The organism is Stenotrophomonas sp. 86428_Sma (assembly GCF_056481585.1).
The window spans coordinates 2,839,249-2,850,961 of the sequence record NZ_CM151156.1 but is presented as its reverse complement, the minus strand read 5'-3'; the positions used below and the strand labels follow the sequence as shown (position 1 = coordinate 2,850,961).

The 11,713-nt window shown below is 66.5% G+C and carries 13 protein-coding genes; 7 read left to right on the top strand and 6 right to left on the bottom strand.

Going from position 1 to position 11,713, the window contains the following annotated elements; genetic code table 11:
* The first annotated feature begins 1 nt into the window (after position 1).
* From ACZK3J_RS13075 to ACZK3J_RS13045, 7 genes are all read left to right on the top strand, one after another.
* Positions 2-901: a peptidylprolyl isomerase gene (locus ACZK3J_RS13075; protein ID WP_049462746.1), complete on the top strand. Its 900-nt coding sequence runs from the start codon at positions 2-4 to the stop codon at positions 899-901.
* Between the two features lie 23 nt (positions 902-924).
* A complete protein-coding gene (locus ACZK3J_RS13070) occupies positions 925-2,256 on the top strand; it encodes an MFS transporter (RefSeq protein WP_014037437.1) in 1,332 nt (443 codons plus the stop codon).
* A gap of 193 nt (positions 2,257-2,449) precedes the next feature.
* Positions 2,450-3,664, top strand: a complete 1,215-nt coding sequence (locus ACZK3J_RS13065; protein ID WP_049462795.1) for an oxygen-independent coproporphyrinogen III oxidase — start codon at positions 2,450-2,452, stop codon at positions 3,662-3,664.
* 11 nt (positions 3,665-3,675) lie between these two features.
* A complete protein-coding gene (locus ACZK3J_RS13060) occupies positions 3,676-4,452 on the top strand; it encodes a helix-turn-helix domain-containing protein (protein WP_478475913.1) in 777 nt (258 codons plus the stop codon).
* A gap of 19 nt (positions 4,453-4,471) precedes the next feature.
* On the top strand, positions 4,472-5,215 hold the full coding sequence (gene modA / locus ACZK3J_RS13055; RefSeq protein ID WP_049459012.1) for a molybdate ABC transporter substrate-binding protein: 744 nt from the start codon (positions 4,472-4,474) through the stop codon (positions 5,213-5,215).
* 3 nt (positions 5,216-5,218) lie between these two features.
* A complete protein-coding gene (modB, locus tag ACZK3J_RS13050) occupies positions 5,219-5,902 on the top strand; it encodes a molybdate ABC transporter permease subunit (RefSeq protein WP_049459011.1) in 684 nt (227 codons plus the stop codon).
* Complete coding sequence (locus tag ACZK3J_RS13045; protein ID WP_049422059.1) at positions 5,892-6,560, top strand: sulfate/molybdate ABC transporter ATP-binding protein; 669 nt, start codon at positions 5,892-5,894, stop codon at positions 6,558-6,560. Before modB ends, ACZK3J_RS13045 begins: the two co-directional genes overlap by 11 nt.
* Positions 6,561-6,810: 250 nt before the next feature.
* Here ACZK3J_RS13045 and ACZK3J_RS13040 read toward each other — a convergent pair whose 3' ends face one another.
* From ACZK3J_RS13040 to ACZK3J_RS13015, 6 genes are all read right to left on the bottom strand, one after another.
* Positions 6,811-8,340: a diflavin oxidoreductase gene (locus ACZK3J_RS13040; RefSeq protein ID WP_478475912.1), complete on the bottom strand. Its 1,530-nt coding sequence runs from the start codon at positions 8,338-8,340 to the stop codon at positions 6,811-6,813.
* A complete protein-coding gene (locus tag ACZK3J_RS13035) occupies positions 8,337-8,765 on the bottom strand; it encodes a PAS domain-containing protein (protein WP_478475911.1) in 429 nt (142 codons plus the stop codon). Before ACZK3J_RS13035 ends, ACZK3J_RS13040 begins: the two co-directional genes overlap by 4 nt.
* A 134-nt stretch (positions 8,766-8,899) precedes the next feature.
* A complete protein-coding gene (locus ACZK3J_RS13030) occupies positions 8,900-9,373 on the bottom strand; it encodes a hypothetical protein (protein WP_049462744.1) in 474 nt (157 codons plus the stop codon).
* Between the two features lie 380 nt (positions 9,374-9,753).
* Positions 9,754-10,335, bottom strand: coding sequence for a hypothetical protein (locus ACZK3J_RS13025; RefSeq protein WP_149908543.1), 582 nt, complete (start codon positions 10,333-10,335; stop codon positions 9,754-9,756).
* A gap of 220 nt (positions 10,336-10,555) precedes the next feature.
* The gene (locus ACZK3J_RS13020; protein ID WP_049462743.1) at positions 10,556-10,870 is read right to left on the bottom strand and encodes an AzlD family protein; all 315 of its coding nucleotides are present in this window, start codon (positions 10,868-10,870) and stop codon (positions 10,556-10,558) included.
* Positions 10,867-11,598, bottom strand: a complete 732-nt coding sequence (locus tag ACZK3J_RS13015) for an AzlC family ABC transporter permease (protein WP_478475910.1) — start codon at positions 11,596-11,598, stop codon at positions 10,867-10,869. The genes ACZK3J_RS13020 and ACZK3J_RS13015 overlap by 4 nt, the downstream gene beginning before the upstream one ends.
* Positions 11,599-11,713: the final 115 nt, after the last annotated feature.

The following is an 11,713-nucleotide window of genomic DNA, read 5'->3' as shown; positions in this document are numbered from 1 at the left end:
CATGGGCAGCCTGCCGAAATTCCTGCCGGTCACCGTGATCGACTCCGCCGCACCGGTGCCTGCCGAGGCGCATTCGCATCACCACGACGCGGCGGAGCAGGGGTCGCGCTCGCTTGGGCAGCCGGCACCCTGCCGGCTGTTCGTGGACGAGACCGCGATCAGCGAGGCCGACATCGCCCGCGAGATGCAGCACCACCGGGCGATGCGCCCGGAACAGTCGCGCGCCGAAGCAGCGCGTGCCCTGGTGGTGCGCGAGCTGCTGCGCCTGGAAGCGCAGCGGCTGGGCCTGCAGGCACCGGAGGGCAACCGGGTAAGCGACGAGGAAGTGCTGATCCAGCAGCTGCTGGAGGACGCGATCGAAGACCGCGTGCCGACCGACGAGGACTGCCGCCGCTACTTCGAGCAGAACCCGGAGCGCTTCCGCTCGCCCGATCGCGTGCGCCTGCGCCATATACTGCTGGCGGCGCCGGCCGACGACGTGGCCGGGCGGTTTGCCGCACGCACCGAAGGCGAGCGGCTGGTCGGACTGCTGAAGGAGTCGCCGCACCTGTTCGCCGATTTCGCCCTGCGCCATTCGCGCTGCCCGTCCAGCAGCGAAGGCGGCGACCTGGGCTGGTTGCAGCGTGGGCAGACCACGCCGGAGTTCGACCGCCAGGTGTTCCGCCTGCGCGAGGGCCTGGCGGGATTCCCGGTGGAATCGCGCTGGGGCTACCACGTGGTCTGCGTCGATGCCCGCGAGGAAGGCCAGCCACAGTCGTTCGAGGCGGTGCTGCCACAGCTGCGTGATTACCTGGAACTGCAGGTACGCCAGCGCGAGGTGCAGGCCTACCTGCTGCAGCTGCAGGAACGCTACCCGGTGCGCGGGCTGGACGAGATCGAAGCCGACGCGGATATCGGCTGACCCCCATTGAACGAGGAGACCCCATGAACCAGGCCCTTGCCCCCGCCAGTGCCGGGCAGCAGCAGCGTGCGCTGTGGCTGAGCACGTTCGCCTTCACCGTGTGCTTCGCGGTGTGGATGATCTTTTCAATCATCGGCATCCAGATCAGCCAACAGCTTGGTTTGAATGACACCCAGTTCGGCCTGTTGATCGCCACGCCGGTACTGACCGGTTCGGTCAGCCGCGTCTTCCTCGGCATCTGGTCCGACCAGTTCGGTGGCCGCAAGGTGATGGTGCTGGTGATGCTGTGTGGCGCAGTGGCCACCTGGATGCTGACCTATGCGCAGACCTACACCCAGTTCCTGATCGCCGCGCTGTGCGTGGGCATCGCCGGCGGCAACTTCTCGGTGGGCGTGGCCTACGTCTCCAAGTGGTTCCCGGCCAGCAAGCAGGGCACCGCGCTGGGCATCTTCGGTGCCGGCAACATCGGTTCGGCGGTGACCAAGCTGCTGGCGCCGCTGGTGATGGTGGCGGCCGGCTGGACCATGGTTGCCAAGGTATGGGCGGTCGCGCTGGCCGTCACCGCGGTCTTGTTTTTCCTCTTCAGCAAGGAAGATCCGTCGCTGGAGCAGCGCCGCCGCGAGGGCGTGAAGCCGGTGCCGTTCGCCGAGCAGATGGCACCGCTGAAGAACCTGCAGGTCTGGCGGTTCTCGCTGTACTACTTCTTCGTGTTCGGTGGCTTCGTGGCGCTCGCGCTGTGGCTGCCGCACTACCTGGTGGGCGCCTACGGCATGGACGTGGGTCATGCCGGCATGCTGGCGGCGTGCTATTCGATCCCGGCCAGCCTGTTCCGCGTGGTCGGTGGCTGGATGTCGGACCGGATGGGCGCGCGCCGGGTGATGTACTGGACCTTCGGCGTGTCGGCCATCTGCACCTTCCTGCTGGCCTACCCGGATACCGAGTACGTGGTGAAGGGTATCCATGGCCCGATCCACTTCCATCTGGCCATCGGCGTGGTGATGTTCACCGTGCTGGTATTCGTGCTGGGCTTCTTCATGTCGCTGGGCAAGGCGGCGGTCTACAAGCACATTCCGGTGTACTACCCGCAGCACGTGGGTGCGGTGGGCGGTGTGGTCGGCATGATCGGCGGCCTGGGTGGCTTCATCCTGCCGATCGTGTTCGGCGCATTGAACGATGCCGTGGGCATCTGGAGCAGCTGTTTCATGCTGCTGTTCGTGCTGGTGGCGGCTGCACTGGCATGGATGCACTTTGCGATACGCCGCATGGAACGCCGTCACTTCCCGCAGATCGACCGCGAGACCGACCTGCCCGAAGCCATCGATGCGGCCGCCGCCGAGCGGGTGCGCGGCAGGTGAAGGGGGGGCCGGCCAGCGGCCGGCACTACCGGAACGGTGCGCGGTGGGTGGAGGGGGTTGCCGGCCAGCGGCCGGCACTACCGGGTAGCGGGCGAAAGGGTAGTGCCGGCCGCTGGCCGGCATGAACCCACCGATGCGCCACGCTTGATTTCAATCAGGGCCACGCGAAGAGGAACGCCCGAAGATGGCTGCCATGAGCTTCCACGTCGATGAGAGTGAGGACACTGCGCTGCAGGCAGCATTGCTGCGGCAGCCCCGGCATGTGCTGTTCCCGGCGGCTGACCAGTTCAGCACCGGCTTTGGCGAAAGCGGCTGGCGCGCCGCCGTGCGCGCCAGCAATGAGCACCTGATCCCGCGTGGCTTGACGCTCGGCTTCCAGGCCGGTCGTGGTGGTCGCGATGTGCCGCCACAGGCGTATCTGGACACCTTGCTGCTGGCCCTGCAGCTGCAGGCCGATGCCCTGGCCGAGGACCGCGAAGTGGTGGCGATGGTGTTGCAGCTGGGATTGGCGGAGACATTGCCGCCGCCGCAGCTGGGCCAGCTGCTGGACGCCGTGCCGCAGCACCTGCGCACGGTGGCGCGGCCGCAGGTGGAAGTGCGGCTGGACGCCGGCAGCGCGCTGTCACCGGCGCAGCTGCGCGCGGTGGGGTGCACCCGCCTGAACGTGATCGACCGTGCCGATGCGCCGGGGCCGACCCTGCTGGCACAGGCGCGGCAGGTCGGCTTCACTGCGCGCTACTACCAGCTGCGCATTCCCGCCAGTGAGGACACCGGTTTCATCGAGCGTCTGCATGAGGTGCTGGCCGAGGCACCCGAGCGCATCCTGCTGCCGGCACCGTGCGCGCTGCCGCAGCGTCCGTCGGCAGCGCATTGGCTGCAGGCCTGGCGCCTGCTGCGCGATGCCGGTTATGAACCCATCGGCGGTGACCACTACCAGCGTGGTGACCTGCCCAATCCGCATGGGCCCGGCGATGGCCAGCGCCACTGCGACCTGGCCGGCGTGCCGCGCCGTGACCGCAGTGATTTCATCGGGCTTGGCCTGTCCGCCTGCAGCCAGATCGGCGAAGTGTTCTATCGGCTGGAGGACGAGCTGGGCGAATGGCGGGCGCGATTGCAGTCCGGTCACATGGGCGTGGCCGCGGGCCTGATCCTGTCCGAGGACGAGCGGATGGCGGCCGAGGTGGCACAGAGCATCGCCTGCGACCATGCCCTCGATGCGGCCGCCTTCGAGTGGCGTAATGATGAACCCTTCGAGGAATGCTTCGCCGAACAGCTGCCGGCGCTGTCGCCGCTGCTGGCGCGCGGCTGGGCGCAGTGGGATGCACGTGTGCTGCGGCTGGCCGAAGAAGGGCGGTTGCTGTGGCGTATGATGGCCGCATGCTTCCGGCCGGCGGCCGCCATCGCTTGAGTCCTGCCCCGATGTCTTCAACTCCGCCTTCCCAGGGTCGCCTCGGCCGGGCCACGCCGAACCCCGCCGCCGCCGATGATGGCGACGCGCTGCACTTCTGCAGTACCTGTGCATTTTCCGATGCCTGCATGTCGCAGGGTTACGACAAGATCGCGCTGGGTGACCTGCATGTGCTGGTCGACCACGTCGGTCCGTTCCATGCCGGCGACTACATCTTCCGCGCCGGTGAGTCGTTCGATTCGATTGCTGCGGTGCGCGCCGGTATGGTCAAGACCTTCGTCGATGACAGCCAGGGCAACGAGCAGGTGCTGGGCTTCAGCCTGCCGGGCGAAGTGATCGGCCTGAATGCGATTCACGGCTCGCGCTTCCCCTGCAATGCGGTGGCGCTGGACACCGTGCACCTGTGCCGCATCTCGTTCCCCAAGCTGAGCCTGCTGGCCACACGCATGCCGGGGCTGCAGGCCAAGCTGTTCAGCCTGCTCAGCGCGGAGATCGGCAAGGTCGCCACGCTAGCCGCGAATCACCGTACCGAAGAGCGCATGGCGGCGTTCCTGCTCGACATGTCCGAGCGTTACGCGCGGCGCGGTTTTTCCGCCACGCGCTTCAACCTGACCATGGCGCGTACCGAGATCGCCAACTACCTGCGGATGGCGCCGGAAACCGCCAGCCGCGTGCTGCGCCGCCTGAGCGATGATGGGATCATCGCGGTGAAGCAGCGCGAGATTCTGCTGCTGCAGCCCGAGCGCCTGGCGGCGCTGGCGGTGGCCGACGAATCCGATTCGAACTGAACCTGGCCGGGAGCCGACGATGAAACGCGCTGGACTGTTGTTGCTGGGACTGCTGGCCACGCTGCCAGCCTGGGCGGCCGACCTGACGGTGTCGGCGGCATCGAGCCTGACCGAGAGCTTCCGCGAACTCGGCGCCGCCTATGAGAAGGCGCACCCGGGAACCAAGGTCGATTTCAACTTCGCCGCCTCAGGCGTGCTGCTGCAGCAGATCAGTCGTGGCGCGCCGGTGGACGTGTTCGCCTCGGCCGATGAAACCACGATGGACCAGGCCCAGCAGCAGGACCTGCTGGCGGCCGGTACCCGCGAGGTGTTCGCGGTGAACGCGCTGTGGGTGGTGGTGCCGCCGCAGGCCAAGGCCGCGCCGCGTACCCTGAAGGACCTGGCCGGTGGCAGCGTGCAGCGCATCGCACTGGGCAACCCGGACAGCGTGCCGGTCGGCCGCTACGCCAAGGGCGCGCTGGAAGCGGCGGGCCTGTGGCCGTCGGTGCAGGGAAAGACCATCACCACGCAGAACGTGCGCCAGTCGCTGGATTACGTCGCGCGCGGTGAAGTGGACGCCGGCTTCGTCTATGCCACCGATGCGCAGGCAATGCCCGACCGCGTGCGCCGCGCTTTCGCGGTGCCTGTGGCGGGGCGCATTGCCTATCCGCTGGCGGTGACCAAGGCCAGTACGCAACCGGCTGAAGCCAAGCGCTTCACCGCCTTCGTGCGTTCGGCACAGGGCCAGGCGATCCTGGCCAGGCACGGGTTCGGCAAGCCCTGAGGCATGGATCTCGACTGGAGCGCACTGGGGTTGTCGCTGAAGGTGGCCGGCTGGGCCACCGCGATCAATCTTGTAGTGGGCGTGGCGCTGGGCGCACTACTGGCGCGGCGGCGATTTCCCGGCCGCGAGCTGCTGGATTCGCTGCTGACCCTGCCGATGGTGCTGCCACCGACGGTGCTGGGCTATTACCTGCTGGTGCTGATCGGCCGTAACGGACCGATCGGTGCGTGGTTGCAGTCGTGGTTCGGCATCAACCTGGTGTTTACCTGGCAGGCGGCAGTGATCGCTGCGGCGGTGGCCTCGCTGCCGCTGGTGTTCAAGCCGGCACGCGCGGCGTTCGAGGAAGTGGACGGACAGCTGGAGCAGGCCGCACGTACGCTTGGTGTGTCCGAAGCGGCGGTGTTCTTCCGCATCACGCTGCCGCTGGCCTGGCGCGGCATCCTCGCCGGCCTGCTGCTGGCGTTTGCACGTGCGATGGGCGAGTTCGGCGCGACACTGATGGTGGCAGGCAGTATTCCGGGCCGCACGCAGACGTTGTCGATCGCCATCTACGAGGCGGTGCAGGCCGGTCAGGACGGCAAGGCCAACGCGCTGGTGATCCTGACCTCGGTGGTGTGCATCGTGATCCTGCTGCTGGCCGCACGGTTGGTGGGCGGGCGTCGCCGGGAGCTGCGTGATGTGGCTTGATCTGCAGGTCCAGCGTCGGCTGCAGGCGGCCGGCCAGGATTTCGTGTTGGACGTATCGCTGCAGTGCACGCAGCGGCAGGTGGTGCTGTTCGGGCCCTCGGGCGCGGGCAAGAGCCTGACGCTGAAGGCGGTGGCCGGGCTGCTGCGGCCGGGCCAGGGCCACGTGCGCCTGCAGGGGCAGACCTTGTTTGACGCGGCGGCCGGCGTGGACCTGCCGCCGCAGCGCCGCCGGCTGGGCTACGTGTTCCAGGATTACGCACTGTTCCCGCACCTGAGCGTGCGCCAGAACGTGGCGTTCGGTCTGCAGAAGGGCTGGTTGAATCCGCGCGCCGGGCAGCGCTTCGAAGCGGTGGAGCAGTGGTTGCACGCATTCCGCATCGACACGGTCGGTGATCTTCTACCGTCACAGGTATCCGGGGGACAGCGCCAGCGCACTGCACTGGCACGGGCCCTGGTGACACAGCCGCAGGCGCTGCTGCTGGATGAGCCGTTCTCCGCGCTGGACCATGATCTGCGCCAGCACCTGCGCCAGGAGCTTGAGACCGTGCTGGACAAGACTGGTATTCCGTTGCTGTTGATCAGCCACGACCCGCAGGATGTGGCCATGTTCGGCCAGCAGGTAGCACGCGTGGTGGATGGTCGCATCGTCGGCGGTTGACCCGCGATGGACGCACTGGCGATGAATGGCTACATCTGATGGTAGTGCCGGCCGCTGGCCGGCAACCATGGAATCCGGAGCAGCCGGCCAGCGGCCGGCTCTACCAGTTCAGGGGTTCAGCGACGCACAGGCGATGGTTGACTACAGCTGATGGTAGTGCCGGCCGCTGGCCGGCAACCACGGAATCTGGGGCAGCCGGCCAGCGGCCGGCTCTACCGTTCCAGGGTTCGTGCGGTCCAGTGGTGATGGATCAATACAATTCGCAGTGCGTGCGGCCTTCGCTCCGCAGTGCGTTCCAGTGCCCTTCGCCACCGATGGCATCGATGGCCTCGCGCACCGCGCCTTCCAGGTGGCTCTTGTTGCCGCACAGGTAGAGATGCCCACCGCGGGCCAATACATCGCGCACTTCGGCGGCGCGCTGCTGCAGCACATGCTGCACATAGACCTTTTCGGCGCCATCGCGCGAGAACGCGGTATGCAGGCCGGCCAGCACACCGCGCGCGTGCCAGTCCTGCAGCTGTTCGCGGTACAGGTAATCGTGCTGGCTGTGCTTCTCGCCGAACACCAGGTGCACTTCGCGTTCGCAGACACCGGCCTGCAGCTCCTGCATCAGGCCCATCAACGGTGCGATGCCGGTGCCGGTGCCGACCAGCAGCAGCGGTGCCTCGCCGGTATCGGGCAGGTGGAAGCCGGGATTGGAGCGGCAGTACACCCGAGCGGTATCGCCGCCGTGCAGCAGACTGCCTGTGGCGGTGCCAAAGCGCTCGCGACCGCGCAGGGTGTAGCGCACTTCGCGCACGCACAGGCTCAGCTGGTCGTCGCAGGGGTGCGAGGCGATGGAATAGGCGCGCGGCAGGCGCGGTGACAGCAGTTCGCGAAGGCGGGCCAGCGGAATGCTGTCCGGGGTGGCGTGGTCCTGCAGTACGTCCAGCAGGTCCAGGCCGTGCAGGTAGGCTTCCAGCTCGCGCTTCTGGCTGACCTTCAACAGGCTCTTTAGAACGTCGCTGCCACCGAGCTTGGCCAGTTCGCGCAACACGCCCTTGCTCAGCAGGCGCAGCTCCCGATCATGCAGCGCAGCCACAGCGGCGGTGTCGCCGTACCAGGTGGCCAATGCCTGCAGCAGGGCAGGGTCGTTCTCGGGTACCACGTGCAGGGTGTCGCCGGCGCGGTAGGCCATTCCACTGCCGGCAATGTCCAGTTGCAGGTGCCAGGCAGCCGGGTCGCTGCTGTTCAAGCGGCGGCGTTCGAGAATGGGGGCGGCAAAGGCATTGTCTTCGCCATAGGCAGTGACCTGCAGGTGCAGGTCCTGGCCAGCGTTCGCGTCACCATCCAGCACCTGGCCCAGCACCGGCTGCCATTGCTGGAAGAACTGCTCGTAGGCCAGGTCGGCATCGACGCGATGCAGCAATGGCTGCGCCTGGCGCTCGCTCAGCGCCGCATCCAGTGCCTTGGTGAAGCCGCAGAAGCTGGGGTAGCCGGTGTCGCCGAGGCCGAACACTGCATAGCGCAGGCCGCTCAGTGTCGGAGTCTGGCGCAGGGTTTCAAAGAATTGTTCGCCGTTGGCCGGCGGTTCGCCATCGCCGAAGGAACTGGAGATCGCCAGCAGTACATCGCCGTGGCCGAGACTGGCCACGTCGATATCGTTGAACGGGAGCACCTGCGGCGCGTGCGGCTGCAGGTCCGCGCCCAGGCGCTGGGCCAGGGCGCGGGCATTGCCCGACTCGGACGCGAAACCCACCAGCAGGCGGCTGAAGGGCGTACTGGTCGGGAGGGCGTTCACGCGGCCTCGTAGAAGTCGTCGAACTTTTCCTTGCTGAACTCGACCAGGTCGTAGTTCTGCATCAGGTCGTTCACCACGCGGCGGATGCTGATGTACGAGGTGATGTTGCCGTCGGCGTCGAACAGCGGTTGCACGGTGGTGTCGACCACGTAGAGCACGCCACCCTTGCCGAGGTTGGGCACGATGCCGGTCCAGGTCTTGCCGGCCTTGATGGTGTCCCACATGTCCTTGTAGACCGCCTTGGGCACATCAGGATGGCGCACGATGCTGTGCGGCTGGCCGATCAGCTCCTCGCGCGCGAACCCGGTGAGCGTGCAGAACAGGTCGTTGGCGTAGGTGATGTTGCCCTGCAGGTCGGTGGCGGAGATCACCATGACGTTCTGCATGGCATTCAGCAGCTGGGCGTTGTCGGGGGTGTAGCTCATCGCAGGTCCTTTGGATGCCGGTGACGCCGGCGTATTGGGTTCCTGCATAGAGATACGCCCGCGCAGCGGCGGGCGGATTGACATTGATCAAGCGGGTGGCTGGATTGGCTGCGACCGGGTGTCGCAGGGTGCGTTCACTGCTGCAGGGGAAAGCCGATCGTCTCGTGGCAATGCCGCATCAGGTGGCGGCCTCCCTCATTGATGTGCAAGGTGTCCGCGTCACCGAAGAACCGCAGCAGCGCTCCCCCGGTCGTACTGCCTGCATGCGCGGAGCGCCTGGCTGCCGATGGCAGAAACGGATCAGCTCGCGGATCGTGTCCGCCAGGCAGATCCGCACGTGCAACGGCGCCTTCGATCATCAGCTGGGCACATGCGCCTGCCAGATAGGCGTCTGGTTCGCGCTGCCCGCCGCGCCGAGGGTGTCCTGCCAATGCGGTGGCGATATGCTGGAACTCATGGGCGGTGGTGGCGATCACGCGCCTGCGCAGCGAGTCGGTGTCGGGGCCGGAGGGAAACCAGAAGCTGACCATCTGACCCGGCGGCTCTGGTCCCGGCAGCTGTCGCCAGATGCCGCCTCCGTCACTTACGATCGTGAGCTGATAGCGCATTGGTGTCCGTTCCTGCCCATTGGCCTGGAGCGGCAATCCAGCGGATCGTGCGGCGGCCTCGCAGAGCCGCGACGCCTGCATGACTGAAAGCGCTCGATCTTGCCAGAGGACTCGAGTTGTGACGGATGACCACCCGCACTCGATGGATCGATTGGGATACTCCGAGCTTTCCGGGCCGGGTAGCACCGACACTGTGCTGATCTTCAGATGTGAGGAAGGGCCTCGCAGCAGGGTGGCATACCCTCCATCGGGACTGACCAGGTTCCGGGGAGGCAGCTGGATGGATTGGCACGCACTTGTGGCCAGAAGGATTGCCGCCAGCCCAGCATAGAGCCCGAGGGGGAGGCCCGGTTGGGCACGCCTGGACTGATGGCGCTGCATCAGGGGGTCAGCCCGCATTGATACGGCGATGGATACTTCGTACAGACTTGAAAGTCCGAGACTGAGGCCGCCTTGGTGGCTCCGCCGTATCGTGAGGCCGCCGCGATGGTGTTTGGTCCAGGGGCTGCACTTACATCGAATGTTGCGAGGTCGTACCTCAACTCGGTCGCTGGACCGGACGCGGATGCGGCCCACGCGTTCACTCCATCCGGATCGACAAGCCGGAGGATGGTTCCTGTTCGATGCCATTGGAACAGCTTGGCGGCGATGGTGGCTCCTTGCCGGCCATCAAACAGCAGCAGGGTTACAGACCCATTGGCCGGGAAGGCTATGGATGAACCCGAGACGTCGATTTCGAACTGCGCGGCGTCTGGTACTTCTGATGTCGACGCCAGCAGAATCCGCTCGAACCAAGGTAGGCCGTCGCGTTCGCCTCCGCCGATCTTGCCTCCAATCCTGCCTTCCATCCGGCACTTCTTGGTTTCTTCGCACGATGCGCTCAACTGCCACTCCATTGGCCCGCAGCCAGTAGAGGTGAGGGTGATACCGACAGCTGCCACGATAATTCGTAGATTGCTCATTGGTATTCTCCATGTTGGACTTCGATTGACCGATCAGCTCAACCTGCTGTTTCGGCAATCAATCCGTATCGGCTCAGGCTCGATCAGGCAATCGGAATTGTTTCAAATACCTCCAGTAGTTGGTTCGGAGCCACATTTGACGCGCCAGACAAATGCACAGTTCGTGCCAATGGCGACACTTGTGTCTCCAGTCGCACCACGTGGTGGAGGCGCTTCTGCGTCAGCCCATCAGGTAACGCAACACGCCGGCCGACACCACGCCGATCAGCACCGTGGGCAGCATTGAAAAGCGCGTGGCGACGAGTAGCGTGATGGCGAGCGCGGCCAGATCAGCCGGCTTGTCGGCAACGAAGTCCGGGGCGATCACCGAGATCAGCACGCAGCCCGGCGCGGCTTCCATCACCGTTACCGCGCGCTTGCTCAGCGTGCGGTTGCGCAGGGCGAGGAAGCCGACGATGCGGGTCAGGTAGGTGGCGGCGGCCATCAGCACGATGGTCAGCACCGAGGTCCAGTGGATCAGTCCGTTGAAGATCATGCCGGGTCCTCCGCCAGCAGCCAGGCCGCGGCCAGGCCGGCCAATGCGCCGCTGGCCACGTACCACGCGCCCGGGATCAGCAGATAGGTGGCCGCGGCCACCACCAGGCTGACCAGCCACGGGCGCGCGGCCTTCATGCCCTGCCACATGCCACGCAGCAGCACCAGGAACACGGCCGGGAAGGCCATGTCGAAGCCGTAGGCGTGGATGTCGCCCAGCATCGGCCCAACGATCGCGCCCAGCGCGGTGCAGGCCACCCAGACCGTGTACAGGCCTGCCGACACGCCCAGGTAGTAGGAAAGGCTGAAGCCGAGCGCACGGCGGCGCGCATCGGCCACGCCCATCGCCCAGCTCTCGTCGCACATGAAGAACAGTGCCGGCAGCACGCGGCGGCGCGGCAGGTGCTGCAACAGCGGGGCCAGGCTGGCGCCCATCAGCAGGTGGCGGCTGTTGACCAGCGCGGTGATCGCCACGATCAGCGCGATATGCGGTGGCGAGGTCCACAGTTCGACGGCGGCGAATTCCGAGCCGCCGGCGAAGTTGAGGCCGGTCATCAGCGGCACTTCCAGCGCGCTCAGGCCCTTCTGGGCGGCCTGGGCACCGAGCACCAGGGCGAAGGGAATGAAGCCGATCATCACCGGTACGGCGGCGCGCAGGCCGCGCAGGAATTCGGCGCGCGGGGCGGTATCGCAGGTATCGGGCAGGGGGAGGGTGGTACGGGCGTCCATCGAACGGCACAACGAGGTGGGGGTGGCCCATGCTAGCGGCCTGATCGCGAAATCGGGTTGCGTTGATGCCATTCGATTCGGGAATATTGAGATTCCATGCGGCCAATGTCGCCAA

What these genes read in the sequence shown, in the direction of transcription:
- ACZK3J_RS13075 (WP_049462746.1), top strand. Translation starts at nt 2, where the DNA reads ATGGGCAGCCTGCCGAAATTCCTGCCGGTCACCGTGATCGACTCCGCC.
- ACZK3J_RS13070 (WP_014037437.1), top strand. Translation starts at nt 925, where the DNA reads ATGAACCAGGCCCTTGCCCCCGCCAGTGCCGGGCAGCAGCAGCGTGCG.
- ACZK3J_RS13065 (WP_049462795.1), top strand. Translation starts at nt 2,450, where the DNA reads ATGAGCTTCCACGTCGATGAGAGTGAGGACACTGCGCTGCAGGCAGCA.
- ACZK3J_RS13060 (WP_478475913.1), top strand. Translation starts at nt 3,676, where the DNA reads ATGTCTTCAACTCCGCCTTCCCAGGGTCGCCTCGGCCGGGCCACGCCG.
- modA (WP_049459012.1), top strand. Translation starts at nt 4,472, where the DNA reads ATGAAACGCGCTGGACTGTTGTTGCTGGGACTGCTGGCCACGCTGCCA.
- modB (WP_049459011.1), top strand. Translation starts at nt 5,219, where the DNA reads ATGGATCTCGACTGGAGCGCACTGGGGTTGTCGCTGAAGGTGGCCGGC.
- ACZK3J_RS13045 (WP_049422059.1), top strand. Translation starts at nt 5,892, where the DNA reads ATGTGGCTTGATCTGCAGGTCCAGCGTCGGCTGCAGGCGGCCGGCCAG.
- ACZK3J_RS13035 (WP_478475911.1), bottom strand. Translation starts at nt 8,765, where the DNA reads ATGAGCTACACCCCCGACAACGCCCAGCTGCTGAATGCCATGCAGAAC.
- ACZK3J_RS13030 (WP_049462744.1), bottom strand. Translation starts at nt 9,373, where the DNA reads ATGCGCTATCAGCTCACGATCGTAAGTGACGGAGGCGGCATCTGGCGA.
- ACZK3J_RS13025 (WP_149908543.1), bottom strand. Translation starts at nt 10,335, where the DNA reads ATGAGCAATCTACGAATTATCGTGGCAGCTGTCGGTATCACCCTCACC.
- ACZK3J_RS13020 (WP_049462743.1), bottom strand. Translation starts at nt 10,870, where the DNA reads ATGATCTTCAACGGACTGATCCACTGGACCTCGGTGCTGACCATCGTG.
- ACZK3J_RS13015 (WP_478475910.1), bottom strand. Translation starts at nt 11,598, where the DNA reads ATGGACGCCCGTACCACCCTCCCCCTGCCCGATACCTGCGATACCGCC.